This is a genomic window from Synechococcus sp. BMK-MC-1, from assembly GCF_014279955.1.
Classification (GTDB): Bacteria; Cyanobacteriota; Cyanobacteriia; order PCC-6307; family Cyanobiaceae; genus Synechococcus_C.
This window is the reverse complement of sequence record NZ_CP047939.1, coordinates 2,241,730-2,265,857: the sequence shown is the minus strand read 5'-3', so window position 1 is coordinate 2,265,857 and position 24,128 is coordinate 2,241,730. Positions and strand designations below refer to the sequence as shown.

Sequence of the window (24,128 nt, the reverse complement as noted above, 5' to 3'; positions counted from 1 at the left end):
TGTTGGCGTCTGATGGATGGATGTCAGGATCTGCAGCTCCTGATGGCCACTGTGTTCACATCGATCTCTCCGTCGCTGAGGTGGATGATCAGTGGCTGAGATGGACGGGCATCAGCGACGGATTGAAGCAGGCCTCCGTCGCCGTTGCTCACAGTGGCGAAACCACGGGCTAACCATCGTTGGGGAGACAGGGCCTGCAGCAGCTGCCGCCGTTGTTCCAGGCGATCACGTCGTCGTGCGACACCCGCAGCTGGATTGGAGCGACGCAGGGTGTCTCGTCTTTGGAGCAATCGCTCCTTCTCTCGGCGTAGCCTCCAACGTTGCGACTGTTGGAGTTGTTGTCGGCATTGACTGAGGAACTGCAGTGCTGAGGTTCGGGTGGGCAGGAGGCTCACAATTGCAGCCGTTGGTGTGGCGGCTCTGAAATCGGCGACGAGATCAGCAACGGTTCGATCGTCTTCATGGCCTAGGCCTGTCACCACCGGTACTGGGAAGTGCGCCAACCTTCGACAGAGCGATTCATCGTCGAAAACCATCAGGTCCTCTCGGCTTCCACCCCCACGCGCCAAAACGACTGCATTCACATGCAAGGACTCCACATGCTCTGCCAAGCGCTCCAGCACAGAGCAGATCTTTGGTGCCACATCACCCTGCACGGGGATGGGGATCACGAGCAGCTCGGTCAAGGGCCAGCGTTCCTGGGCTGTGCGCAACATGTCGGCGAGAGCTGAGCTCGGAACGCTTGTGAGCAGGGCAATCCGTTTGGGTATTGGAGGAAGGAACCTCCTGCGCGAAGGATCGATCAATCCCTCTTTGCTTAGGAGCCCTTTCACCGCTTCGAAGCGGCGCTCGATCGTGCTTCTGCTGGGACGCAGGTCGACCGCCTGAACGGCAAGGCTGGCCCGAGCAGACCAGAAATTCAGCTTGCCCACCACCGTGACGCCTTCGCCCTCAGCGGGGACAAAGTTCAGTTGCTGCAGTCTTGAAGCCCAGCACACAACGGTGATACTGGCGTCTCCATCGCTGAGCGTGAGCCAGAGATGCCCCTTTTTGATTTGTGGACGCAAAGCACTGCCGTGCACCAGAAATCTGGGGGCAAAGCCTCGTTCGAGCAGGGCCCCGACGGAAGCGTTCAACTCCTGGACGGAGTAGCTGGGAATGGAGTCAGCGTTCAAGGCGGCGGTACGCGAACCACCAATAGAGGCAGAGGGCACTGGCGATCACACTGACGACCTGCCCCCAAGGTTGGGTCAGTTGCGTCAGGGCAACCGCAAGAATCACCAGCGCACTGCTGAGCAACCGCGCACCATCGCGGCGGTTCTTGGCAAAAAATGGAAGCAATCGACTCACAACGCGACCTTCACTCTCTCGTAGAGCTGTTCTCACAATGAAAAAGCCCACTGGAGACCAGTGGGCTTTCAAAAGCAATTGGAGCTTGAGGCTGAATCAGCCGAGGCCGATTTGGGTCAGGATGCCCTGGCCGGTGAGCAGCTCGGTGCCAAGACCGATCACGAAACCGAGCATGGCCAGACGGCCGTTCCAGGTTTCAGCGAAGTTGACGAAGCCGAAGCGGGGTTGTGCGGAATCAGACATGGTGGAAGGCCTGTAACAGATCCAATGTAACAAAGGATTGACTTTTATTGACTGTCGCAACGGCGACATCAGGAGGCCTTTTTGGTTTTGCGCGTTGCCACCGCCTCGGCTGGGCGCTCGGGCCATGGATGCTTGGGGTATCGGCCGCGCATTTCCTTACGAACGTCGTGATAGCTGCCGTTCCAGAAACCTTGTAAATCCCGTGTGCGTTGCAGGGGGCGGCCTGCTGGAGAGAGCAGTTCCAGCGTGATCGGGAGGGCTCCGTTCAGGAGGTGAGGACTGGTTGTGCAGCCAAACATCTCTTGAAGCTTCACGGCGAGAACGACCCCCTCCTCTTCGTAGGTGAGTGCCGCGTCGCGCCCGCTGGGAATGCGAATGGTCGTGGGTAGCAATGCGTCAAGTTCACGCCGATCGCCCCAGGCAACATCTCCCCAGAGCGACTGCGTCAGGATCGCTTCATCCAGCTCCCCCCAGCTGCGGCACTCCAGGCTTGCATCCATCAGCCAGCGCTCAGGATGGTCTTGGAGAAAGGACGTTTCACGGCATGGCCATGGTGTGCCAATGCGCAGATGGGCCAGCTGCAGCCGTCGGCGTAGTTGTTCATTGCGCTTACTCCAGGGCAACAGCGCTAAGCCTTCGCGCCGGAGTCGTTCGAGTAAGACTGCGCTGATGGCCTCGGCTGAGGGTTTGGGCCACTGCTGACGTTTCAGCTCGAGAGCGCCGAGCGACAGGATCCGTTCTGCGCGGATTTTCTGTTGCCGGTCGTCCCAATCGACGTCTTCCCGCCACCGTCCCTCGGATTCAGCAAGGTTTTCAAGCCAGCTTCTTGACATGGGCACGGCCAGGCGGATCCGGGCGTCACGACCACTGAGATCGAGTTGGGCCACAGCGAGCGCTTCGGCATGGTGCAAGGGATCGTGGTCTGGGAGGGTTGCTCCTCGTCCTTGCCTCAGCAGGAACTGCCCAGGGCGTTGGTCGCGTGCGCGAGCCAGCCATTCGGGAAAGGCCTTCGCCACCAGCACTCCAGCCATTAAGTCCCAGGTCTCATGCGGGGGAGTGCCGCGGGGAATGTCCTTGAGCCTGTCCAGCTCTCGTTGCCATTGCCTGCTTTGTTGAAGGATGGCCCCAGCACCTGTGGTTGCATGGCGCCCTTTCGATTGCTGCAGCGTCTGAAGGCCGCGAAGGAGGTCGCTCCCTTCGGCACGCAGGGCCGGAGAGTTTCTTTCGCTCAGCAGCGCCGCGAGATCGCAGCCAAGCGGCTCGACTCCCCAGCGACGGGCTTGCACCATCATCAGTCCCAACCTTGGATGAACGCCGAAGGTCGCCACATGGCGCCCTTCCTGGGTGATTTGCCCTTCGCGATCAATGAGGCCGAGCTGCTGCAGCTGCTGACGCCCTTCAAGAAAGAGAGCTTGAGGAGGTGGCTCCAGCCAGGCAAGCTCCTGTCCTAGCCCTGCTCCCCAGCGGGCGAGATCGAGCAGGGTGGGTTGCGGGTCAGCTCGTTGGAGTTCTGGCAGATCTTGCAGAGGACGACGCTGTTGTTCGGCTGGAGACCAAAGGCGAACGCAGCGCCCAGGCGCCTGGCGTCCGGCACGGCCCCGTCGTTGATCAGCGCTGGCTTGACTGGCGGGCACTGTCTCCAGCCCCTCCATGCCCGTGCCCGGGTCAAACCGCGTGTGACGGCTCAGGCCGGCGTCGATCACGAGTCGGACGCCGTTCAGGGTGAGTGAGCTTTCAGCGATGGATGTGGCGAGCACCACGCGGCCGTCCCATTCGCGATTGCAGGGTTGAAGGGCGTAGGCCTGTTGCTTCAGCGACAGCTGTCCGTGAAGGGGCACGCTCTCCCAGGCCTTGAGCTGGTTTGAGCTTTTGATTCGCCGCAGGCAGCGTTCAATTTCCTTGAGACCTGGGAGAAAGACCAGGACAACTGGAGGATGGGCGTTGGACAGCCCTTCGCTGTCCAGATAGGGCAGTTCCGCCTCAAGCGCGCGGAGCACATGCTGATCAAGGGACTCCTGGTTGCGCGGTGCACAGTGAAGGGTCTCGACGGGGAAGGCCCGTCCCTCGCTGCACAGTGTCCTCGCGCCGTCCAACTGTCGGCTGAGGTCGCCCAGCTGGAGTGTGGCCGACATCAAAAGCAGTCGGAGATCGGGCCTGAGCAGCTCTCTGGCTTCCCTCAGCAGTGCAAGGGCGACGTCGCTGTCGCGACGGCGTTCATGAAACTCATCGAAGATCACGCAGGACACCCCGGTGAGATCGGGATGGGCCTGCAGCCTGCGCAGGAATAGGCCATCGGTGATGGCTTCAATGCAGGTTCTTGAGGATCGCCTCTGTTCGTTGCGTACTGAGTAACCCACCCGTTCGCCGATGGGTTCGCCGAGAGAGTCAGCAAGACGCGCTGCTGCTGCTCGTGCTGCCAGTCGCCTGGGTTCGATCAGGAGGATCTTGCCTTCGATGGATGCACCACCAGCAAGCTCGCCGATCAGCGCCAGCGGAACCCGGGTGGTTTTTCCAGCTCCTGGAGGAGCCTGCAGGATCACGGTGGCCCCTGGACAGAGCAGGGACTGCAGCTCCGGCAGCAGGGGATCGATGGGAAAGGAACCCGTCAGGGGCAGCTCCCGTTAGCTGAGGAGTTCGAGCACTCCGAGCAGAAGAAGACTGCTGAGGGCCCCCATGGCAGCGAGCAGGCGCACAAGAGGCGCGAATCGGAAGCGGAGTGTGGCCATGAAGAAAACCTTAAAGGCCGAAGTGATTCTGTTCTAGTCCGGCGCGTCCTTGAGGGCTAGTCCCGGTTTGCAGGGCTTCACAGATCCGTGCCAGATCAGCGCACGTGTCTGGCGCCATCAACCGGGTGGTACTCCTCGCCGGTGAGCTCCTCGTACACGATGGCTGGAAGCCCGGTTTCGAACATGGTCTGCAGTGCTTCCTTGAGGTATGGGTTCCAACCACCGGTGCTCACCTTGCCGTGCCGCACCGTCCAGTCCCATGTCCCCTGAAGGTCTCTGGGAATGCGTCCTTCACGATCCCTGCGGGCCACGAGGTCGAGCGACTCAACCAGGCCAACCTGCACGGGGTCTTTGCCGTAGGCCGGAGTCAGGCTCAGCTCCAGGCGAACGGGATCTTCTTTGAGAAGACGAAGCCGGAAACGGGGCGGCAACTTCACGGATTTGATCACTGCAGCAACGATCCGCGTTCTTTGGTCCACCAGGAAGTTCCCCCTACGAGTCCGAAACGAGCCGTCTTGCAGCTCATTCCTCCAACTTATTCACTGGAGCGATCGGCAGGTTTGTCTTCGTCGTCGTCGCTGAAGCGAACTGTCAGCAGGTCCTCTTCGGTGAGGCGGCCTTCGCCATCCAGAAGCTCGGGGTGGATGGTCACCTTTCCGGTTCGATCCCTGCGACTATCTGACGCATTAAAGGGTTTGCCTGCTGCGCTGAAGCCCCGGCCCATCACCTTGAACGCCTGCCAGAGCAGGGCCATGAAGATCAGGCCGTAAATCAGTGGAAAAACGGTACTCAGCATGGCGGAAATCTGAACGGCATTCGGGCGCATTCCTCCGTCTCCATCATCGCTTCAGGGGGTAGATACCGGCATCATTTCCACCGCACCGGTCGCATCCGGTCATGAAACGGGCGGTTGTCCCTCTGCCTCATATCAGGATTGCTCCCTACGGTCGGGTGCAAGATTCAATGCCCTTCTTGCCATGGCTGTGGCTGTTCCCTCCGCTCTTCGGATTTCGGCACGACGCCTCAGCGACAGCCGTGGTCTGATGTCTCTGATGCTGACCGCGTCCCTGTTCGGCCCTTTGGTGGCCCCGTGGGAGATCAGGCCTGTGAAGGCTGCCCCAGCGCCAGCATCCGTGTTGTCTTCGCAGCTGTCTTCGCAGTCTTTTGTTGCCGGTGCAGTGGCGCGAAGCGGTCCTGCTGTCGTCACACTCGAGACGCAACGCACGGTGCGGGCATCAGCAGGCAATGGCCTGCCCCAGGGGCTTCTGATGGACCCCTTCTTTCAACGCTTTTTCGGGTTGCAGGGTCAACCTTCTCCTCGCTCTCGGGTGGAGCGCGGCCAGGGCAGTGGTGTGATTTTTGATGCTCAGGGCCTCGTCCTCACCAATGCTCACGTCGTGGAAAACACCGACCAAGTAACGGTGGGTCTTCCAGATGGTCGTCGTGTGTCTGGGCAGGTGGTGGGACAGGATTCCGTGACGGATCTGGCTGTGGTGAAACTCAAGGGTGGTAACAGCTGGCCAACGGCGCCCCTCGGCAATTCCGATCAGCTTCGTGTTGGCGATTGGGCGATCGCTGTGGGCAATCCTTTCGGACTTGAGAACACGGTCACCCTCGGCATTGTGAGCAATTTGAATCGCAATGTGTCCCAGCTGGGAATCCAGGGGAAACGCCTGGATTTGATCCAGACGGATGCAGCGATCAATCCAGGTAACTCAGGTGGCCCGCTGCTCAATGCCAGTGGAGAAGTCGTGGGAATTAACACGTTGGTGCGATCAGGGCCGGGTGCTGGATTGGGATTCGCGATCCCGATCAACCGGGCCAAGACCATTGCCATGCAACTCGTCGAGCAGGGACGTGCCAGTCATCCGATGGTGGGAATTGGCCTTTCCTCGATTCCTGCGTCCGCTCCGGGAGGCGTGACACCTCCTGGGGCCGTCGTGCGCTCAGTGGTTTCAGGTGGTCCTGCCGCCCGGGGAGGGTTGCAGGTGAACGATGTGATCGTGGCCGTAGCAGGTGTGGCTGTGAAGAGCCCTGCGGAGGTGGTGACGGCGATTGATCGCAGTGGCGTGGGGCGACCCCTGGAGCTCCGGGTCGAGCGTCAGGGCCGCTCGCTTCCCATCACGGTGACGCCGGTGGACATGCGCGCCCTGAAGATGCGCTGATCAATCCTCATCCGCATCGCGCAGCTGCTCGACGCAGCGCGTGATGCATTCGCCGTCGTCGAGATTGCACGTGGTGATGCATTCGAAATAGGTCTCTACTGCATCCCAGGTCTGTTCATGGTCCGCTGCATTGGCCTGGCTCTGGTTGCGGCCAGCGGGCAGGGTTCCTGGGTGTGTCATCAGCTGCCGGGATCAGTGATGTCAGCTTATGCACACGTTTTGAGTGGGTAAAGGCAAATGAGTCTTCCTTCCTAGCTGTTCGTGAAGTTTCATCTTGCCGTGTTGAATTGTTGCGTTAGGCAGCTTTCTTGCGCCGGCTTTCGCGTTCTTTCTGTTTCTCGCGTTTGGCCTGGCGCTTGGCCTCCTGCTCCGCTTTCTGCAGCGCCTCCTCGGCAGCTTGGCGCTCCTCCGTTTTCTTCTCCAGGTAGTAGTTGTAATCCCCGCGGTACAGCACAAGCTCTCCGTCGCGGAGTTCCACGATTCGGTTTGCCACCCGGGAAATGAAGTAGCGGTCGTGCGACACGAGTAGGGCAGCCCCTTCGTAGGCACAGAGCGCATCCTCGAGCATTTGCTTGGCAGGAATGTCGAGGTGGTTGGTCGGCTCATCAAGAACCAGCAGATTGCAGGGGCTCAGGAGCATGAGGGCCAGGGCCAGGCGCGCCTTCTCGCCGCCGCTGAGTTGTCCCACTTCTTTGAAGACGCTCTCGTTGCTGAAGCAAAAGCTCCCCAGAAGAGAGCGCACCTGGGTCTGGGTCCAGTCCGGTACTGCCTCGAACAGGGTGTCGATCACCGTTTTGCTGAGATCCAGGGCCTCCGCCTGGTTCTGTTCGAAATAGCTCGCCACGATGTTGTGTTCGCCAAGAGTGGCGGACCCTTCGTCTGGGGTTTCCAGCCCCATCACCAGGCGCAGAAGAGTGGATTTGCCCGCACCATTCGGGCCAACGAAGGCGATCCTGTCGCCTCGCTCCACTTCCAGTTCGGCGCCCAGGAACAGGATCTTGTCTCCGTAGCTGTGGGTGAGGTTGTCGATCAGAGCCACCTGGGCCCCGGACCGTGGTGCTGGGGGAAAGCGGAAGCTTGGCCCTGAAACCGATTCGATCGGTGCCTCAACGCGCTCGACTTTCTCGAGCTGCTTTTCCCGGCTCTTCGCCTGGGTGCTGCGGGTTGCACTGGCACGGAATCGGTCGATGTAGGCCTGCTGGGCGGCGATGTCCTTCTGCTGGCGATCAAACGCTGCCTGGGTGGCCTCCTGCTCCTGCTGCTTCTGCTCGAGGTGAGCTGTGTAGTTCCCCAGGTAGGCGCGGGAGATTCCCCGCTCGGTGGACACGATTTGATTGCACACCTGATCAAGAAAGGCTCGGTCGTGACTGATCACCACCAAGGCTGCGGTCTGCGTCTTGAGGTAGTCCTCAAGCCATTGGATCGTTTCCACATCCAGGTGATTGGTCGGTTCGTCGAGAAGCAGCAGATCCGGATCCTGAAGAAGGATCTTGCCGAGAGCGATGCGCATTTGCCAGCCCCCGGAATAGTCCTTCACCAGCTGTTCCGCCGCTTCAGCTGAGAAGCCGATGGTGGGCAGAAGCTTGTCGATCCGAGCATCCAGTTCGTAACCATGCAGGGATTCAAAACGGGTTTGAAGAGCCCCGAGGCGGTGGATGAGTTGGTCGAGATGCTCTGGATCGGACGCTGCCTGCTCGGATGCCATGGCCAGCTCAACCTGTTTCTGCTCACTCAGCACCTGTGCTGCTTCGCCAAAGGCTTGGAACAGCTCTTCGCGGACCGTTCTCTCGGGGTCCACGTCGAATTCCTGCTGAAGAAAGGCGATGCGCGGCTCTCCCTGACGCACGATCTGGCCGCTGCTGGGTTCTTCCAGGCCGGCGATCAATTTCATCTGCGTGGATTTCCCCGCTCCGTTCACCCCCACAAGGCCGATGCGGTCACCGTCTTTGACCTCCCAGGTCACATCGCGGAGCACTTCCCCGGTGGGATAGATCTTGCTGACGCGCTCAAGTCGCAGCACAGGGGCGAAGGCAGATGCCCTCATCATCCCGTGCCGTGGTGAGGGCAGACTGGTGATCGATGAGACGGCGGTGATGCGGAGGCTTGAGCAGGTGGCAGCGCTTGTGGTCGCTGCAGGATTGGCTTTGGTGAGTTACTGGCTGTTCTTCAGCTGGGCTGGCGGAGGCGGACCACGGGAGCGTCGTGTGAACCCTTCGCCCAAGCCTCAGGTTTCAGTGCCAGTCAAAGCCCCCCTCTCGCTTTGATCAGCCATTGCTTGCTGAGATCGTCGTCAAGATTGCTGATGTGAGCTTTCACCTCGTCGACCGTCACAGGGAGCTGAAGTTGCTCCCCGATCGCGCAGATGGCATCGATGGCCCCAGCAGGGTTCTGCAGGGCTTGCCGAAAAAGCGAGCGGGTGAGATCACAGTCACTTTCGATGCGTTCGTAGAGCGCGGCAGCGTTGCCCATGGCCCATCCCTGACTCACCGCAGAGTATTCACAACGGGCGGATCAGCCCAAAACCGCAAGTTCTGTTGAAGCGGCGAGCTCTGAAGGCGGCGTGTTGTCTAGGCGGCTTGATCGAGATCCGCCTCCTTGAGGCCTGCGGCTGAGGCGTCTTCCATGCTTCGCGCATCCATGCAGAGAACCTTGCGCAACTGGGCGTAGTTGGCGGCCTGGGATGGACGCCCTTCCTGAACGGCGCCGTATTCAGCGCGTTGAAGAACATGGTGCAGGTGGGTCAGCAGGTAGGTGCTGATCACGGCAGACACCAAGACGTCACTGTTTTCAGTGGCACGACGGGTCCGGCGTGCACCGCCGGTGCGCCTGGTGCGAGGCGTTGGCTTGCGAGTGCTGGTGGCCTGGCTGGAGGAACGGGGCATGGCAGTCCTGGCTGAACGTCGAGAAGCAAGTGCGGATGAAGGAACGGTTGCGTTGAACCTTTGAGTGGAGGCGGGCGTCAGAGGTCGGATCGATGCCATCAGCATAGTGCCGGATACTATCCTTGCGCATCTCTGTACACTTTTAAGTAGCTCTGCCTCTGCGGTCGTGGCAACCCGCCAAACCTCATCCAGCGGGAAGCCGAAGTCGCCACGGATCCAGGTGGTGCTCCCGGAAGATCTCTGCCTGCGCCTCACGGCACTCGCCGAGCAGGAATCCCGCACTGTGAGCAACATGGCCAAGGTGTTGATTCAGCAGGGGGTTCAGCGTTTGGAGCAGGGGGAATCGGCGTTTCGCTCCCCGGCGTCTGCTCCCCCCCAATCCCCCACCGATCGTCTGCGCTCAGCTCTCGAATCCCAGCAGCCGCGGCGGTTGCGTGGTGCACCGCGCCGGATGCGGTTGCACCGTCCCGATCGCTCTGGCAATTGATCAGACCGGGTTGACGCGCAGGCCCAGCACTGTGGCTTTTGCTGCGCCAGTAATCGCCGGAGCGTTGCCTGGGTGGCCGCGTTGGTGCCACCAGGCCAGAAGCGCAAAGACGAGTGCTTCGCGGAACTGGGTGGGGAGATTCAAGTCGCTGCTCGGGCGGACCCGCACCCCGAGGCACCGCTGCCTGAGCTGCCGCATCAGGGTTTGATTCCTGCACCCCCCGCCTGCAACCAGCAGCTCCACGGGTTGAGGCTGGCCCGTTGCTGTCAGCCGGCGCAGATCCTGTGCCACCACGGCGGCGCTGAAGGCGGTGAGGGTGGCCAGCTGGTTTGCGGCTGAATGGGGGGCCAGCTGTTGCAGTCGTCGGTTGAGATCCTCTTGTCCAAACACCTCCCGCCCGGTGGATTTCGGCGGGGAACTGAGGAAATAAGGCTCCTGAAGCCATCGCTCGAGCGTCTCCTCGCAGACGGTGCCGCGGCCCGCCAGCGCTCCATCCAGGTCGAACGTGTCCTGCCCGCCGCTGAGGCGGGTCATCGCCAGGTCCATCAGGGTGTTGGCCGGCCCGCAATCCCATCCCAGGACAGGGTGCTGGCGATCGGGGCCGGCGTTTGGAGGGATCAGCGTGATGTTGGCGATTCCACCCAGATTCAGGAGTCCTCGCCAGCCATCGATGCGACCCATGAGCGCCGCATCGGCCATGGGAACCAAGGGTGCGCCCTGGCCTCCAAGGGCAAGATCGGCGGCTCGGAAGTCGTGGATCACAGGTCTGCCGCTGAGGTGCGCCAGGAGTGGGGCCTGGAGCATCTGCCAACTGGCGCCTCGGCGGCCGGACCCCCTCGACGGCTCGCTTGAAGGAACAGGCGGACGGTGCCACATCGTCTGGCCATGGCAGCCCAGCAGGGATGCCGACTGCTCGGGGTCGCAGAGATGGGCTGCTGCCGCCTGGATCTCTGTGACTGCCTCGGACATCTCCAGGACATCGCAGGCGCGGGTGGGTTCACCCTGAGCCATGCGAATCAGTCGCTCTTTCAGTGCTGAGGGATAGGGCACCGACGCGGTGTTCAGCAGATCCCAGTGCGGGGCTTCTGGTCTGCCATGGAACTGCGCGAGCGCTGCGTCAACTCCATCGGCGCTGGTACCGCTCATCAATCCGAGCACGCGCATGATCGAGAGCTGCTCAGGTTCTTGGAAGATTCTGAAGGTCTTCCGTGAGGCCCATGACGACCAGCACATGACCGTCGAGAAGAACATGCGAGGCGGGTGGATTCACCAGCAGTTCCCCAGCAGGGCCTGCCGCGAGCACGTTCACCCTGTGGTTTTTGCGCAGATTCAGATCCCGCAGGGATCGGCCCACAAAGCGCTCAGGAACTTTGATCTCCTCAATCGAGTGATGCTCATCGAGCTCGAGCCGTTCCATCAGATTGGGGCGAACCAGCTCGATCCCCAAGCGTTCACCTTGCATGCGTGAAGGGAACACCACACGATCAGCACCAACACGCTTCAGCATCTTTTCGTGCAGATCGCTGGTGGCTCTTGCGATCACCTGACGCACGCGAGTCCCCGGACTGTCCTTCGCAATGAGCGTGGCTGTGATGCTGGCTTCGATCGGTTCACTGATGGCCACAACCACGGTGTCCATGTCGAGGATGCCTGCCACACGCAGTGACTCCTCATCGGTGCAATCCACCACCCGCGCTTCGATGGAGGGTTCGAGCTGGCGCAGTTCCTCGATCGCCTTGGAGGAACGATCCACGGCAAGCACTTCAGCGCCGTTTTGCATCAGCTGACGACAGACTGCGCTCCCGAAACGCCCGACGCCGACAATCCCGAAGCTCTGTGGATCGCTTTCGGTGGACTGTGACCAATTCCACCAGTCCCTCATGACGGCCTCTCCAAGGAACCTCGGTCAGACATACAGATCTTCACGGGGATAACCCACTCGATTCTGGCGTTGGATCTGGTCGCGCTCGAAGCTCTCCCAGATGGCGCTGAGCAACAGAAGGATGCCAAGCCGGCCTACGAACATACCCACAACCAAGATCAGCTGACCAAGGTGCCCGAGTTGTTCGGTCACACCAAGATCGAGGCCCACCGTGGCGAAGGCGGAGATGCACGTGAACATCAGCTCCAGAAACGACAGTGGGTCGTCGGCGGTGGGATCACTGATCAGAGCCAGCAACAAGGCCATCATCAGCACGAACAGCAGGGAGGCCACGGTGATGCTCACAGCCCTCAGCACCACCTTGTCGGGAATCTGGCGATGACGAATCACGACATCGTCGTGCCCCCGGAGGGTTGAGCGGGTGGTGGCCATCAATGCAGCCACTGTGGTGGTTTTGATCCCTCCACCAGTCCCTCCAGGGCTGGCACCGATGAACATCAGCGTCATCAGGAGGAGCAGGCCTGAATCCGAAATGCTCTGAATCGACAGAGGCACGGTGGTGAAGCCTGCTGTGCGTGCACTCACCGAGCCGAACAGGGTGCTCATCACTCTCTCCTGCCAGCCCATGGTGGTGAGCACGTGGCCTTTCGAGAGGGATTCAGTCAGCATCAGTCCAAGCATCCCGATCAGAATCAGCAGTGCTGATGTGCGAAGCACAAGCCTGGTGTGAAGGCTGAGGTTGCGACGTTTGAGCCGTTGCCTGTTGCTCCAAAGATCATTGGTGACCCGCCATCCCAGGCCTCCCAGCACAATCAGAAGCATGATCACCGCATTGACCACGCGATTGGTCCGGTATCCCTCGAGGCTGTCGCTCCAGAGACCGAATCCGGCGTTGTTGTAAGCGGAAATGCTGTGAAAGAGAGAGGCCCAGGCCCTGGATCCCCCCGCGGGTAGATCGCTGAATCCGAAGGTGTACAGCACAAGGGCTCCCATCAGGATCAGCACGGTTGCGGTGAGAGCAATGCTTCTGAAGGTGCTGCCGATACCGCCGACGCCAAACTGATCGAGGGTCTGGCCTCGATCGAGGCGCCGACGAAGGGAGGCACCCCGCACCACGAATCCCTGCAGAAAGGTGGTGATGGCCATGAGGCCCAGCCCTCCCACGAGAATCATGAAGGCCAAGACCCCTTGGCCGAAAGGGGTGAGGTCGCGACCGACGTCGATCACCGTCAGTCCAGTCACCGTGACGGCCGAGGTGGCTGTGAACAGCGCTTCCCAGAGCCCCACAGTGCTTTCGGAGCACATGGGGCTTGCCAGAAGAAACGTCCCAGTGGTGATCACCAGAAGGCCTGTCACCACAGTGAACTGAGGCACGGTTAGGCGTCGGTACCAGGCCTGGGTTCGATGAATGGCCTTGGGCAGAGGCATTGGCTTCATGCGCCCACCATCTGGTTGAGGATCAGCCAAGGCACCAGCAGGGTCATCAATACGGTGAGTCCCAGTCCGTAGCGGGCGACGTCAAAGAAGCGGTAACGCCCCGGTCCGAACACCATCAAATTGGTCTGGTATCCCATCGGGGAGAGGAAGGACTGGCTTGCTCCAAAGAGCACGGTGAGCAGAAGAGCCTGCGGCGGCAGGTTGAGGGGATCGGCCAGTTGGGTCGCCACTGGAATCAGAAGTGCCACGGATGCGGCATTGCTGAGAACTTCCGTGAGCAGTGTGGTGCTGAGGAAAATCACCAGTAAAGCGGCGTAATCAGGCCAGTTCAGCAGGAGCAAGCGCAGGGAGGCGGCCAACCCATCGGCAAGCCCGGTGCGCTGCATGGCCACACTGAAGCTCGGGAGCGCTCCCAGAAGCAGGATCACATCCAGACGGATTGATCGCAGCATCTCCCCTGAGCGCAGACAACCGCCAATCACCATCAGCACCACAGCGAGAAGCACTGAGGCCACGAGTGGGATGGGCGTCAGTGTTGGCAGCAACAGCATGCCGGCGGTGATCGCGATGGCCAGTGGTTTGCGGCGAACGGTCGGCAGGTCGTTTTCCAGTTCGTCGAGCACGAGAAGGTCATGGTTGGACTGCAGGCCTCGGATGGCATCCACGGGCGCTTGAATCAGGAGCACATCGCCTTCCCTGAGAACGGCCTGCCCAAGCCGCTCTTGAACGGTCTGCTGGCCGCGGCGCAGAGCCAGAACCGTTGCGTTGTAGCGCTGGCGAAAACGCAGTTCCCGAAGACTGGCACCGGCCAGGGTCGAGCCTGAGGGGAGCAGGACTTCAACCATCGTCTGTCCCCCTTCCTCAGAAGAATGGGGCAGGGAATCGGCAGCCAAGCGAACCGTTTCATCCTGCTGGAGCCGCAGGAGGTCATGGCGCGTGATCCTCAGCAGCAGCCGATCACCCGCTTCCAGTTGGCGATCGGCAAGGGGCGGCATCAGCCGCTCTCTCTCGCGTTGCAGCTCGAGAACATCCACATCAAATCGCCGCTGCAGCCGGCTGTGGCGGAGTGTTTGACCCACAAGGCTTGACCTGCCAGGGATGGTGACTTCGGTGAAATAACCCTCCAGGTTCTGGTCGGGTGTCAGTGCATTGGCTTCCAGTCCGCGATCAGGCAGGAGTCCCTGGGGGGCCAGGAGCATGTAAGCGACGCCTGTGAGCCACACAGGAATTCCGATGCTTGTGAAGCTGAACAGCTGAAGCGGCCCGTAGCCGAGCTGTTCGCTGATGTCGCTTGCCAGCAGATTCACCGAGCTGCCAAGCAGGGTCAGGGTTCCCCCCAGCAGTGAGGCGAAGGACAGGGGGAGCAGCACCCTTGATGGCGCCACCCGTCGCCGCCGGCACCAAGCCTCCAGCACGGGGAGAAGAGAGGCCACAACGGGTGTGTTGGGCACGACCCCGGACACGGGCGCCACCACCAGACCGAGGAGCGCGATCAGTCGGCGGGGGGAGCGGACCCGGTCGGAGGCGATTTGCTCGCGAAGGCGATCGAGGGCCCCACTGCGGAAGAGGGCAGCGGAAACCGCGAACAGGCCCATCAGTGTGATCAGGGCTGGGCTCCCAAAGCCTGCAAGCGCTTGAAGGGGCGTCAGCACACCCCCGATCATCAGCAGTGAAAGGCTGAGCAGACCAACAAGCTCGGGGGCGATGACGCCGCTGATGAACAGAACAACAGCCAGTAACAACACCCCAAGGGTGATAAGGGCGTCTCCGTTTTGAAGAGCGGCACTGAGTTCAGCCATGGACGCGTGCGCTGGTCTGATCGGAGGAGAATGGGCACTTCTGTTCTGGTGAGGTCTCCCAGAACGTTTGCTCGAGCCATGATCGCAGACCTTTCAATCCGGTCCCTTGCGTGGCTGAGAGATATAGGGCTTCCGGTTCAACCGTTCTGATCACCTCCAGTGCTGAAGCATCACAGCGATCGATCTGATTGGCGATCACCTGCCGCGGTTGCTGGCAGTGAAGCCCGTTGAGAATGGAATGCACTGCAGTCAGTTGGCCTTGCCAGTCTGGATCTGCGAGATCCACCACCAGAAGAAGCTGATCGGCTTCCCGGGTTTCTTCAAGCGTGGCCATGAAGGCCTGCATCAACGGTTCGGGTAGTTCCCGAATGAAGCCGACTGTGTCGGTGATCAGCAGCTCTTTCGGTGCAGCCCCTGACTGGGGAAGGCATAACCGCCTGGTGGTGGGATCGAGCGTTGCAAACAGTCTGTTTTTCGCTTCCACGACACGCCCCTGCCCACGGTCGCAGAGTGCATTGAGAAGGGATGACTTCCCGGCATTGGTGTAACCCACCAGGGCAACTCTCGGAAGCGTGCTGCGTTGTTGCCGCAGCCGGGCGCGATGAGCCCCCAGCTGCCGCAATTCCCGGCTCAGATGTTCGATGCGGCGGCTGATGGCGCGGCGGTCTTTCTCCAGCTGTGTTTCCCCCGGTCCTCGGGTGCCAACGCCCCCTCCTTGGCGCGACAGGCTGAGGCCGCGTCCGGTCAGGCGTGGAAGCCTGTACCGCAGCTGGGCTAGCTCCACTTGAAGTCGGCCGGCAGCACTCGTGGCGCGCTGGGCAAAAATATCCAGGATGAGTTCGCTGCGATCCATCACTGGACAGTCGAGAAGGCGCTCGAGGTTTCTCGCTTGCACAGGGGTCAGCTCCCTGTCTGTAATCACCAGAGAGGCCCCATGGCGGCGCACATCAACGGCAGCTTCCTGGAGTTTTCCCGTTCCCCAGAGTGTCTGGGGGTTGATCTGGCCGAGGCGTTGACGACACACCGCAACGGGGCAGGCACCGGCGCTGCGCGTCAGCCCCTCGAGTTCAGCGAGCTCGCGCTCATTGATGGCGGGGTCGGCGCCGATGAGTGTCAGCAGCAAGACCCGTTCCTCCTGGGACCCGGGATGGTCGCCGGGGTCTTTGACACCGGCCGGCTCGGCAGCGGAGGGTGTTGTCTCGTCTGCACACAGTGCTGACAGCGCAGCGATGGCATCGCAGCGCCATCCGATCGCGGCCGCGGCGTCGGCGCGCCAGAGCGCAGCGGGTCGCGTTCCTGAACGCGTGGCTGCAGCCTGGAGCCGTAGCCAGGTGCTGGGAGCAACATCCAAGGCGATGACGGCCTCGCGCCCCTCTGGTTTCAGATCCACTCCTTGCGTGCCCGGCAACGAACTCACCAGCCGCCAGCGCTGGCGGCGTCGCAATCCGCCGGGAAGCTGGTCGTCCAGCCGGCTGGACTCTCCCAGGGGGCCGACCCAAAGCAGCCTGCAGACACCGCGGGCATCGATCAAAAGATGCAAGGACTGCTTGAGCTCGGAGGTGAGTTCGGCCAGGCGTTCAAGGGTGAGCAGATCGCTGCCAGCGTTCTGCGGATGACGCCGGTGGCTGAGCCTTTCCAGCTGACGCAGCTGGGATGGCCTCAGCCCGCGTGTGCGTCCTGCGAGGTGAGCCTGCTTCAAGAACTGAACAACCAGGCCCCTGCAGAGCGAAGCCCGAGGGACAGTCCGGGCATGCGTGTGAGGTAAGCCAGGCGCCTCATTTGAAAGGCCAGAGGACCCGCCAACGTGACGCCCATGCCGGTGAGGGTGGCATCACCGATTCCCAAACTGAGCATCTCGCCAAGATCTTTGAACACAAAGGGATCGGAGCGGTTGCCTTGGCGATGGGATTGAAGGCTGCAAGCCGCGGCTTGCCCTTGCTGGATGGCGACCTGGGCTGACAAAGGCCAGGGCGTTTGACCTTCATCAATCGTGGGCTGGCGGGCGATATCCCCCAGCACAAGAACGTCCGGTTGCCCGATCAGTCGCAGCGTTTCATCCACGGGCAGGCGTTTGTGATGAGGCGCGATGGAAGGCGTCAGCTCAGGGATGTTGGGCCGGCTGCCTGCCGTCCAGATCAGGCCGTCGTGGGCTTGCTCCACCTCGCCTTCCACCCCACTCCACTGCACGGCGTTTGCGCTCACATTGAGAACGCGCGTCTTCAGATGCACCGTGACACCGCGTTGTTTCAAGGCGCGCTCTGCTTGCTCTCGGTTGAAGGCCCGCGAACGAGACAAGATCTGTTCTCCCTGTTCGACGAGATGCACCCGGGCTGCTCCATCCAGCAGATCGACGAGTTTGCAAGCGAGTTCCACACCTGTGGCACCGGCTCCAACAATCACAAGCGTGCTGGTTCCGGAGGGACGGTGGCGCAGTTCCCTCAAGCGAGCCTGAAGCGGATGGATGTCCTCTAAGGCGTGGAAGCGCAGGGCGTGCTCGCGGACGCCAGGGATTCCAAAGTCTTCGGGCACCGCTCCAGTGGCCAGCACCAGTTGGCTGTAAGGCATTCGCTGACCGCCGTTCGTTGTGACGACGTGATCCTCCAAGTTGATCGAGCGCACCGAGTCCTGCACGTGGCTGACCCCCCGTGCTTGCAGGAGCTGTCCGTAGTCGGGCGCGACTTCCCATCCCTGTAGCTCCCCGCTGAGCAGCTCATAGAGAAGGGGAACAAACAAGAACTTCGATCGCGGTTCGATCAAAACGAGGGGGGGACGGGGATGCACCCTGCTGAATGCTTGCAGGGCGGATAACCCTGCGAAACCTCCACCAACCACAAGGATCGGTTGCTCCTGCGGATTGGGTGTTTGCGTCAAGGGGAGCTATCTGTTCTTGATCCGACCCTAGGCAGGCCCCTGGTCACCCCGGCGTATGAGAATGCACCGATGAGGAACGGCATCATTGCGATGACAGGCGCTGCCGCGGACTTGGATTGCGGCGGTGATCCCGCCCAGCTGACGCGTCTGAGGGAGGACCTTGAGTCCTTAGAACCTGCGCAGCGGCTGCAGTGGGCGCGGGATCAGTTCGGGTCGGGATTCGCGATGACCACGAGCTTTGGGATCCAATCGTCCGTGCTCCTTCACATGCTTTCAGGCTTGCCGGATTTTGAATCGGTGCCGGTGATCTGGGTGGATACCGGTTATTTGCCCCCAGAGACCTATCGCTACGCCAAAACGCTCTGCGACCGTCTCGGTCTTCAACCCGATGTCGTTCAATCGTCTGTGTCCCCAGCACGGATGGAAGCCCTGCATGGGCGACTTTGGGAAACGGGCAGCGACAGCGACCTTGATCGATACCTTCAACTGCGCAAAGTTGAACCTCTCGAGAGTTCGCTCGATCGCCACACTGTGCGCTGTTGGGCGAGTGGGGTGCGCAGCGGACAGACTGATCACAGGAGCTCGATGACGGTGCTGGATCCGATCCGCGGCCGACTCTCTCTCAGGCCGCTTCTGCATTGGACCAATAGAGACATCTTCTATTACATGCGGGATCACGACCTACCGCAGCATCCTCTGTTCGATCGGGGATATTCCACGGTGGGCGATTGGCATTCCAGTGCTCCCGACGGTGTGGATGGCGAGGGACGCAGCACACGTTTTGGTGGACAACGACAGGAGTGTGGGATTCACGTGCCTGGGGTGATGGGTGACGGCATTTGATGCGGTGACTCCCCAGCAATGCCTCCTGATCGGTAATTCACGCTGGCATTGGGCTGACCGTGCGCATGCATCCCGCTGGTTGTTTCGTCACACCGACCCGCCCGTTGAACCATTGCCGGAGACTTCAATCCCTGATCGTTGGGCCGCCGTTGGCAAGATTCCCGCTGCGTTGTCGCAACATGCTGACCAGCAACTGCTTCTCGATCAGGTGCCCTTGAAGGATGCGCCTCCATGGCTGGGCATCGATCGTGCTCTTGCTGGTTGGGGGGCCTGGCTGCGATCCGGCGGCGGTGAAGGTGTGTGCGTTGTGGATGCTGGAACGGTGCTCAGCCTGACGCGGGTCACCGCCGCGGGATGTTTTGGTGGAGGATGGCTTTGCGCCGGGTTGCGTCTTCAGCTCCAGGCCATGGGTGAGGGAACCGCAGCCCTACCAGCGCTAGGACCTGACGGGCCGTGTCTTGATCCCTGCCCAACGTTCCCCGTTGAGACGGCAAGTGCCATGACCCAGGGCGTTCTCCAAAGCCTGTTGGGTTTGATCCACGGCGCTCAGCTGCGTTGCCCTGGACCAGTTTGGCTTTGCGGAGGAGATGCTCCGCTTCTGTTCCCGGAGCTGAAGGCTCGGGGTGTTGATGTTCAGCACACCTCGAACCTTGTGATGGAGACCTTTGTGGATCTCGTCAGCTAGCTGTGAGGCCCAGGTCATTGAGGATCTGGTCGGCCATGATTTCGGCTTTCACCTTTCGATAGATCAGCTCAAGATTTCCCTGAGCATCCACAACAAAGGTGTGGCGCATCATGCCCATGTATTCGCGGCCCATGAACTTTTTGAGGCCGTAACTCTCATAGGCGCTGGCGACGGCACAGGGCTCGACGTCAGTGAGCAGGGTGAAAGGAAGCTCCTGTTTGCTGATGAAGCGGCTGTGCGAGGCGGCGTTGTCTTTGCTGATCCCAAGAACCCGAATGCCATGGGCCTCGAACTGGTCCCAGCGATCTCGGAAATTGCAGGCTTCTTTGGTGCAGCCAGGTGTCGCGTCCTTCGGGTAGAAGTAGATCACCACTCGCTGGCCTTTGAGTGACGACAAGGTCACAAGCTCTTCCTTTTCGTTCGGAAGTGTGAAGTCCGGGGCTGGATCACCGATCTGCAGGGTCATGGATCAGGGATGGAGTGGCGGAAGCGTAACGGCCCTCTGGTTTCGGCGGATGTCAGCGTCGCTGCCCTGCGATGCCAGCTGTTTATCCCATCAGGAGCTGCAGTGGTCAACGCGCCTATCCAAAACCCGTTCTGATGTGTTCATCCGTTCGCGGGTGTGGATGCGAACCTGTCTGGCCGATCGCTTCCAGTTGTCTCCCGAGGCGGTGCCACTGCAGGCGCCACCGGGAGAACCCCCCGTCCTTCCCAATGGCTGGGGGTTCCTGAGCCTGAGTCATTGCCCTGATGCCCTGCTGCTGGGCTGTTCCCAGCACCCCATTGGTTTGGACCTCGAGCGACGCGACCGGATGATTCCGGCCGCGTCAATCCTGCGGCGGTCCTATTGCCGTGAGGAACAGGAGCGGCTGCAACACCTGCGCGCAGAGGAGCTGCGACAGGCAGTGTTGAGGCACTGGTTGATCAAGGAAGCCTCAATCAAGTGGCAGCAGGGGGCGATCTCCCGTGATCTGCGCTTCTGGGAGGTCCGGCCTGGGATGAGCAGCGTGGTGCATCAACGCAGTCAGCAAACGCTGGCCGCTGCACTGCATGACTACGACGCTTGGGCGTTCGCCGTCGTGGCAGCAGATCAACAAGTTCTGCAATCCATCACCCTCTGCCTAGCCTGAATGCAACTGTTTTTGCCCCCACTCCAGTGCCTGCTGCCGGCTTGCCCAGCCTTCCGTCCCTGGTCAGCGCAGCGGCTCTTGCTGGTCTTGGACTTGCGGCGATGCTGGACGCTCCGTCCAGTCAGGGCTTGGGGAGTGCCTGGACTGGGGCAGACCCTGACTACAGCCGCCTGGACGAAAGGGACGCCACGTTGCTTCAACGCAGGGGCGTTGAAGATCTGCTTGCGGCATTCACCAAAGGACAGCTCACACGTCACTACTGGGGATATTTCGCTCCCACGCTCGCGGACCTTGGCCTGACGGCTGATTCCTCACTTGGGGTTCGTGTTGAGAATGTTGAGGGTGTGACCAGGCTCTGGCTGACCCCTCGCCGGGGTGCGGAGGCTTATCTGGCGCAAGTGAGCTTCAACGGCGAGCAGCTGGAGCGTTTGCATTGCCGGGGGACTTCTGGAGATGAAGTTGAAGCAAACGCAGGTCAATGTCCCCTTGGCTGGACACCGATGAAGCAGTCAGCTCCTTAAGAGCGACTGGGAGAGATTCGTGCGCCTCGCGAGATTCGCGAGACCCGAGATGCGTGATCCTGTTCGTGCGGTTTTTCCCGGCTCCCTGTGCTGATCAGGGGATAGTTGTTGGCATTCGTATTTCTTCCGGCTAGGTTTAAATCGACGTCTTTTCTCGCCGTCCGTGCTCACCCGATTCGCTGCTGGCGCTCTCGCCGCCGCTTCCATCTCCACTCTGGCTGTCGCCGCTGAAGCTGGCACCAAGCGCCCTGTGCGCTGGGTGTCCGGTGGTGCTGTCTGGACCACCAAGTCCAAGGCTTTCAAAAAGTTCTTTAAGAACGGTGAAATCACCGATCGCGCTCTTGAGGCTGGCATCAACAACTCCGGTTGGACTGCCGATGAGATCCAAGAGGGCATGACCAAAACCTATGAAGTGGATCTGGTGGGCGTGTCCCGCTTCCTCTACTCCAAGGATGGTGTCAAGTTCCTGAAGGATCAGACCCGCTCCTACTTCCCCTACTGGCAGAAGAAGAAGACCGCTGTTGTGGCTCTTCGCTCCGCCATCATCCTCGACGCTGCTGACGGCAAGATCTCTTCCGCCGGCATCATGAAGCAGCTGCCCGTTGCTTTCCGTCTGAACGACAATGGCTCCTCCGACGGCGCTCAGAACGTCTGCAAGGACGGCCTCGACGGTGCTCAGGCCACCTCACTGCTGTCCTGGTACGTGTTCCTGCCCGCTTGCGTGCAGGCCAACCAGATCCTCCCCGCAGCCCCCGTTCGTTCCGCCGCTCCCGTCCGCGGCCTCTGGTGATCGGTTGAAATCTTCGGATTTCATTGCATCGTTCGAACCCCGGCAATGCCGGGGTTTTTTTATGTCTTTCAGCCCCGGCGGCCATCAATCCGCCAGTGCTGCAGTCGCATCGGCAGCTGTTGACCAAGACGATGCGTCAGTTCCTGGGTCAAGCTGGCAAGAGCAGTGGGCGTGCCACAGGTCTGGTGTTCAACGGCCAGTCGGTAGGGCCGTCCTGCACCCAGCCAGCGGCTCATCAAGGCCTGATCCAGGTGCAGGTTGGAGGATTCTTTCCAGTTGGTGCTTTCGAGGCTCCAGCCGCAGGCTTCCAGTTGTTGCATGAGGGCTTCACGCTCCGACTTTTGGCTGAGCCATTGGGCTTCCAGTTGTTGCAAGCCATGCAACGCCTGAGCGGTTTCGGGGGCGAAAGCACCCTGGCTGTGCTCCAGCAGAGCCGACGCAGGGCCCAGTTCAGATTCACTCAACAGAAGGCGTAGCCGGGCTCCTTTGCCTGTTCGCTTGGTGATGGTGGGCCAGAGATCCATCAAGGATGACGACTTGAGATCGTCCTGATTGAGGCGTCCGCCGATGACTTCAAAGTTGAGGTTTGCATTCAGAGCCTTGAGGTCGTTCGGGTTGCCTAGCAAGGCAGGCCTCTGTAGGGGATCCAACAGGGTGAGCTGCGCGTCCAGCCGCGCTTCATCGGTTTCTGAACCGCACAAAATCATCACCCCTCCTTCCGCAACAGCGGTCAGGGGATCCAAGCTCCAGAGCAAAGAGCGACCACCGAGCATCAGAACGCGGTCGGTACGGCTCCAGTTCAGATCAGCCCAGAGGCGCTGGCGGAGGGTCTGCAGTCGCTCACCGTCGATGGCCAGTTGCCGTTGAAGCCAACGCTCGAGCTGAGGTTGATCGGGGCCACTGCTCACCAGAAGCGGATGGGCATCCTCCGCTTCCACAGCGGCCGCAAGCTGAGCGGCCCGGCGCTCGAGAATCCGCTCCCGCCGCTGACCTTCCCAACCCTGATGGCTTGGGGCCCAGAACGCTTCCCCTTGAAGGGCATCGGGAAGGTACTGCTGGGCGACCCAGTGCTCCCGGAAGGCATGGGGATAGCGGTAGCCCTGACCATCGCCGAAGGCGTCCCCATCACGATTGGCATCCCTTAAGTGGGTGGGGACGTCTTGGCGCTGGGTGCTGCGAACCTGTCGAAGAGCCTCGAAGAAGCCACCGGTGCTGTTGCTCTTGTCGGTGCCGGCCAGGTAAAGAGCTGCCTGGGCCAGGGGGTAGAGGCCTTCGGGCAGACCAATGCGTTCAAAGGCCGCGGCACAGGCTTCCACCACCACCACGGCCTGAGGATCGGCCAGACCGACATCCTCACCAGCAGAGATCAGCATGCGCCTGAAGATGAACCGGGGATTTTCACCGGCCTCAACCATGCGAGCCAGCCAGAACAGAGCCGCGTCGGGATCGGAGCCCCGGATCGACTTGATGAATGCGCTGATCGTGTCGAAGTGCGCGTCCCCCTGCTTGTCGTACAGAACGGCCCTCTGCTGGATGGATTCCTCGGCAATGCCCAGATCGATGCGGACCAAGCCGTTCTCATCCGCTGGGGTGCTGTCCACCGCCAGTTCCAGGGCATTGAGGAGACTGCGCGCATCACCGGATGCCACATCCACGAGATGGGCCGCGGCCTCAGGCTCGATTTTGATCTTGCGATCGCCGTAGCCACGCTCGGGATCCTTCAAGGCGCTGTTGAGGAGCTTGCTGAGGTCGCCTGGCGTGAGCGCCTGAAGTCGGAACAGACGGGAGCGGCTGACAAGAGCCTTGTTGACTTCGAAATAGGGGTTTTCGGTGGTGGCACCGATCAGGGTGAGCGTTCCGTTCTCAACCCAGGGGAGTAGGGCATCCTGTTGTGCACTGTTGAAGCGATGCACTTCATCGATGAAGAGGATGGTGCGCAGACCATGGCGTTCCAGTCGCTGTCCGGCCTCGCTCACTTCGGCACGCAAGTCTTTGACCCCGGCGAGAACCGCATTCAGGGAGCTGAAATGAGCCCTGGTGTGATTGGCGATGATTCGGGCCAGGGTCGTCTTCCCGACACCTGGTGGGCCATGAAGGATCAAATTCCCAACACGATCTGCGGCGATGGCACGGCGCAGCAATCGACCCTCCGCAAGGATCGCTCCCTGGCCGACAAATTCGTCGAGGTTGCGCGGGCGCAACCGATCAGCGAGAGGAGCCTGTCGCCGTAGCAAGGCCTCCCGTTGATGACTGAATAGATCGGAATCCTGCGATCCGCTCAAGACCGTTTGATGTGCATGAGCCGATTCTTGCCCGA

At 61.0% G+C, this 24,128-nt stretch carries 26 protein-coding genes; 8 read left to right on the top strand and 18 right to left on the bottom strand.

Translation table 11 applies throughout. The annotated features are described in order from the left end of the window. Positions 1 to 23: 23 nt before the first annotated feature. The 6 genes from xseA to SynBMKMC1_RS12755 all read right to left on the bottom strand — a co-directional run bounded on the left by xseA (position 24) and on the right by SynBMKMC1_RS12755 (position 5,115). On the bottom strand, positions 24 to 1,175 hold the full coding sequence (gene xseA / locus SynBMKMC1_RS12780; RefSeq protein ID WP_186472008.1) for an exodeoxyribonuclease VII large subunit: 1,152 nt from the start codon (positions 1,173 to 1,175) through the stop codon (positions 24 to 26). Next, positions 1,165 to 1,350, bottom strand: coding sequence for a hypothetical protein (locus SynBMKMC1_RS12775; RefSeq protein ID WP_186473503.1), 186 nt, complete (start codon positions 1,348 to 1,350; stop codon positions 1,165 to 1,167). The genes xseA and SynBMKMC1_RS12775 overlap by 11 nt, the downstream gene beginning before the upstream one ends. Before the next feature lie 96 nt (positions 1,351 to 1,446). After that, on the bottom strand, positions 1,447 to 1,593 hold the full coding sequence (locus tag SynBMKMC1_RS12770; protein ID WP_011934079.1) for a high light inducible protein: 147 nt from the start codon (positions 1,591 to 1,593) through the stop codon (positions 1,447 to 1,449). Between the two features lie 68 nt (positions 1,594 to 1,661). Beyond that, complete coding sequence (gene hrpB, locus SynBMKMC1_RS12765) at positions 1,662 to 4,184, bottom strand: ATP-dependent helicase HrpB (RefSeq protein WP_255486405.1); 2,523 nt, start codon at positions 4,182 to 4,184, stop codon at positions 1,662 to 1,664. 230 nt (positions 4,185 to 4,414) lie between these two features. Beyond that, a complete protein-coding gene (locus SynBMKMC1_RS12760; RefSeq protein ID WP_041428686.1) occupies positions 4,415 to 4,798 on the bottom strand; it encodes a hypothetical protein in 384 nt (127 codons plus the stop codon). Positions 4,799 to 4,854: 56 nt separating this feature from the next. Next, positions 4,855 to 5,115, bottom strand: a complete 261-nt coding sequence (locus SynBMKMC1_RS12755; protein WP_186472007.1) for a DUF2973 domain-containing protein — start codon at positions 5,113 to 5,115, stop codon at positions 4,855 to 4,857. A 181-nt stretch (positions 5,116 to 5,296) separates the two neighbouring features. Between SynBMKMC1_RS12755 and SynBMKMC1_RS12750 the strand changes: the two genes are divergently transcribed. Beyond that, the gene (locus SynBMKMC1_RS12750; RefSeq protein WP_186472006.1) at positions 5,297 to 6,484 is read left to right on the top strand and encodes a trypsin-like peptidase domain-containing protein; all 1,188 of its coding nucleotides are present in this window, start codon (positions 5,297 to 5,299) and stop codon (positions 6,482 to 6,484) included. On the opposite strand, the gene SynBMKMC1_RS12745 is transcribed toward SynBMKMC1_RS12750, so the two are convergent. Then, positions 6,485 to 6,664, bottom strand: a complete 180-nt coding sequence (locus tag SynBMKMC1_RS12745) for a hypothetical protein (protein ID WP_011934074.1) — start codon at positions 6,662 to 6,664, stop codon at positions 6,485 to 6,487. Between the two features lie 115 nt (positions 6,665 to 6,779). Next, positions 6,780 to 8,504 (bottom strand): ATP-binding cassette domain-containing protein, encoded by a 1,725-nt coding sequence (locus SynBMKMC1_RS12740; RefSeq protein ID WP_186473463.1) that lies wholly within the window; start codon positions 8,502 to 8,504, stop codon positions 6,780 to 6,782. A gap of 52 nt (positions 8,505 to 8,556) precedes the next feature. On the opposite strand from SynBMKMC1_RS12740, the gene SynBMKMC1_RS12735 reads away from it, so the two are divergent. Further along, positions 8,557 to 8,748: a hypothetical protein gene (locus SynBMKMC1_RS12735; protein WP_011934072.1), complete on the top strand. Its 192-nt coding sequence runs from the start codon at positions 8,557 to 8,559 to the stop codon at positions 8,746 to 8,748. On the opposite strand, the gene SynBMKMC1_RS12730 is transcribed toward SynBMKMC1_RS12735, so the two are convergent. Both SynBMKMC1_RS12730 and SynBMKMC1_RS12725 read right to left on the bottom strand, forming a co-directional pair. Continuing rightward, positions 8,726 to 8,953 carry a hypothetical protein gene (locus tag SynBMKMC1_RS12730; RefSeq protein ID WP_186472005.1) on the bottom strand — a complete coding sequence of 76 codons (228 nt, stop codon included), beginning with the start codon at positions 8,951 to 8,953 and terminating at the stop codon, positions 8,726 to 8,728. The genes SynBMKMC1_RS12735 and SynBMKMC1_RS12730 overlap by 23 nt on opposite strands. A 98-nt stretch (positions 8,954 to 9,051) precedes the next feature. After that, positions 9,052 to 9,366, bottom strand: coding sequence for a hypothetical protein (locus tag SynBMKMC1_RS12725; protein WP_011934070.1), 315 nt, complete (start codon positions 9,364 to 9,366; stop codon positions 9,052 to 9,054). Between the two features lie 166 nt (positions 9,367 to 9,532). Between SynBMKMC1_RS12725 and SynBMKMC1_RS12720 the strand changes: the two genes are divergently transcribed. Next, a complete protein-coding gene (locus tag SynBMKMC1_RS12720) occupies positions 9,533 to 9,853 on the top strand; it encodes a hypothetical protein (protein ID WP_011934069.1) in 321 nt (106 codons plus the stop codon). On the opposite strand, the gene SynBMKMC1_RS12715 is transcribed toward SynBMKMC1_RS12720, so the two are convergent. From SynBMKMC1_RS12715 to SynBMKMC1_RS12690, 6 genes are read right to left on the bottom strand one after another with little or no spacing between them, the layout of a single operon-like run. Continuing rightward, positions 9,854 to 11,017 (bottom strand): anhydro-N-acetylmuramic acid kinase, encoded by a 1,164-nt coding sequence (locus tag SynBMKMC1_RS12715; RefSeq protein WP_186472004.1) that lies wholly within the window; start codon positions 11,015 to 11,017, stop codon positions 9,854 to 9,856. Positions 11,018 to 11,030: 13 nt separating this feature from the next. Beyond that, the gene (locus SynBMKMC1_RS12710; protein ID WP_186472003.1) at positions 11,031 to 11,735 is read right to left on the bottom strand and encodes a TrkA family potassium uptake protein; all 705 of its coding nucleotides are present in this window, start codon (positions 11,733 to 11,735) and stop codon (positions 11,031 to 11,033) included. Between the two features lie 24 nt (positions 11,736 to 11,759). After that, complete coding sequence (locus SynBMKMC1_RS12705; RefSeq protein ID WP_186472002.1) at positions 11,760 to 13,163, bottom strand: TrkH family potassium uptake protein; 1,404 nt, start codon at positions 13,161 to 13,163, stop codon at positions 11,760 to 11,762. Positions 13,164 to 13,168: 5 nt separating this feature from the next. Continuing rightward, entirely contained in the window at positions 13,169 to 14,971 is a 1,803-nt protein-coding gene (locus tag SynBMKMC1_RS12700) for an SLC13 family permease (protein ID WP_186472001.1), read from the bottom strand. Continuing rightward, positions 14,964 to 16,670, bottom strand: coding sequence for a GTPase HflX (hflX, locus tag SynBMKMC1_RS12695; protein WP_186472000.1), 1,707 nt, complete (start codon positions 16,668 to 16,670; stop codon positions 14,964 to 14,966). The genes SynBMKMC1_RS12700 and hflX overlap by 8 nt, the downstream gene beginning before the upstream one ends. Continuing rightward, positions 16,667 to 17,842 carry an NAD(P)/FAD-dependent oxidoreductase gene (locus tag SynBMKMC1_RS12690; protein WP_186471999.1) on the bottom strand — a complete coding sequence of 392 codons (1,176 nt, stop codon included), beginning with the start codon at positions 17,840 to 17,842 and terminating at the stop codon, positions 16,667 to 16,669. Before SynBMKMC1_RS12690 ends, hflX begins: the two co-directional genes overlap by 4 nt. Positions 17,843 to 17,932: 90 nt before the next feature. Here SynBMKMC1_RS12690 and SynBMKMC1_RS12685 point away from each other — a divergent pair, with 90 nt between their 5' ends. Beyond that, the gene (locus SynBMKMC1_RS12685) at positions 17,933 to 18,685 is read left to right on the top strand and encodes a phosphoadenylyl-sulfate reductase (protein WP_186471998.1); all 753 of its coding nucleotides are present in this window, start codon (positions 17,933 to 17,935) and stop codon (positions 18,683 to 18,685) included. Continuing rightward, the gene (locus tag SynBMKMC1_RS12680; protein WP_255486203.1) at positions 18,672 to 19,370 is read left to right on the top strand and encodes a type III pantothenate kinase; all 699 of its coding nucleotides are present in this window, start codon (positions 18,672 to 18,674) and stop codon (positions 19,368 to 19,370) included. Before SynBMKMC1_RS12685 ends, SynBMKMC1_RS12680 begins: the two co-directional genes overlap by 14 nt. Here SynBMKMC1_RS12680 and bcp read toward each other — a convergent pair. Beyond that, on the bottom strand, positions 19,363 to 19,836 hold the full coding sequence (gene bcp / locus SynBMKMC1_RS12675; protein WP_011934060.1) for a thioredoxin-dependent thiol peroxidase: 474 nt from the start codon (positions 19,834 to 19,836) through the stop codon (positions 19,363 to 19,365). The two genes, SynBMKMC1_RS12680 and bcp, sit on opposite strands and share 8 nt — an antisense overlap. A 49-nt stretch (positions 19,837 to 19,885) precedes the next feature. Here bcp and SynBMKMC1_RS12670 point away from each other — a divergent pair, with 49 nt between their 5' ends. The 3 genes from SynBMKMC1_RS12670 (at position 19,886) to SynBMKMC1_RS12660 (ending at position 21,811) form a co-directional block, all read left to right on the top strand. Continuing rightward, positions 19,886 to 20,500, top strand: coding sequence for a 4'-phosphopantetheinyl transferase superfamily protein (locus tag SynBMKMC1_RS12670; protein ID WP_255486202.1), 615 nt, complete (start codon positions 19,886 to 19,888; stop codon positions 20,498 to 20,500). Positions 20,501 to 20,526: 26 nt separating this feature from the next. After that, positions 20,527 to 21,021 carry a thymidylate synthase gene (locus SynBMKMC1_RS12665; RefSeq protein ID WP_186471996.1) on the top strand — a complete coding sequence of 165 codons (495 nt, stop codon included), beginning with the start codon at positions 20,527 to 20,529 and terminating at the stop codon, positions 21,019 to 21,021. 163 nt (positions 21,022 to 21,184) lie between these two features. Beyond that, entirely contained in the window at positions 21,185 to 21,811 is a 627-nt protein-coding gene (locus SynBMKMC1_RS12660) for an alpha/beta hydrolase (RefSeq protein ID WP_186471995.1), read from the top strand. A 68-nt stretch (positions 21,812 to 21,879) separates the two neighbouring features. Here the strand turns inward: SynBMKMC1_RS12660 and SynBMKMC1_RS12655 are convergent, their stop codons facing one another. Continuing rightward, positions 21,880 to 24,093, bottom strand: a complete 2,214-nt coding sequence (locus SynBMKMC1_RS12655; protein WP_186471994.1) for an AAA family ATPase — start codon at positions 24,091 to 24,093, stop codon at positions 21,880 to 21,882. Between the last annotated feature and the right edge of the window lie 35 nt (positions 24,094 to 24,128).

Excerpts from the sequence above, each read along its gene's own strand:
- SynBMKMC1_RS12770 (WP_011934079.1), bottom strand. The coding sequence starts at position 1,593 with ATGTCTGATTCCGCACAACCCCGCTTCGGCTTCGTCAACTTCGCTGAA.
- SynBMKMC1_RS12755 (WP_186472007.1), bottom strand. The coding sequence starts at position 5,115 with ATGCTGAGTACCGTTTTTCCACTGATTTACGGCCTGATCTTCATGGCC.
- SynBMKMC1_RS12750 (WP_186472006.1), top strand. The coding sequence starts at position 5,297 with ATGGCTGTGGCTGTTCCCTCCGCTCTTCGGATTTCGGCACGACGCCTC.
- SynBMKMC1_RS12745 (WP_011934074.1), bottom strand. The coding sequence starts at position 6,664 with ATGACACACCCAGGAACCCTGCCCGCTGGCCGCAACCAGAGCCAGGCC.
- SynBMKMC1_RS12730 (WP_186472005.1), bottom strand. The coding sequence starts at position 8,953 with ATGGGCAACGCTGCCGCGCTCTACGAACGCATCGAAAGTGACTGTGAT.
- SynBMKMC1_RS12725 (WP_011934070.1), bottom strand. The coding sequence starts at position 9,366 with ATGCCCCGTTCCTCCAGCCAGGCCACCAGCACTCGCAAGCCAACGCCT.
- SynBMKMC1_RS12715 (WP_186472004.1), bottom strand. The coding sequence starts at position 11,017 with ATGCGCGTGCTCGGATTGATGAGCGGTACCAGCGCCGATGGAGTTGAC.
- SynBMKMC1_RS12710 (WP_186472003.1), bottom strand. The coding sequence starts at position 11,735 with ATGAGGGACTGGTGGAATTGGTCACAGTCCACCGAAAGCGATCCACAG.
- SynBMKMC1_RS12705 (WP_186472002.1), bottom strand. The coding sequence starts at position 13,163 with ATGCCTCTGCCCAAGGCCATTCATCGAACCCAGGCCTGGTACCGACGC.
- SynBMKMC1_RS12700 (WP_186472001.1), bottom strand. The coding sequence starts at position 14,971 with ATGGCTGAACTCAGTGCCGCTCTTCAAAACGGAGACGCCCTTATCACC.
- SynBMKMC1_RS12685 (WP_186471998.1), top strand. The coding sequence starts at position 17,933 with ATGACAGGCGCTGCCGCGGACTTGGATTGCGGCGGTGATCCCGCCCAG.
- bcp (WP_011934060.1), bottom strand. The coding sequence starts at position 19,836 with ATGACCCTGCAGATCGGTGATCCAGCCCCGGACTTCACACTTCCGAAC.
- SynBMKMC1_RS12670 (WP_255486202.1), top strand. The coding sequence starts at position 19,886 with ATGTCAGCGTCGCTGCCCTGCGATGCCAGCTGTTTATCCCATCAGGAG.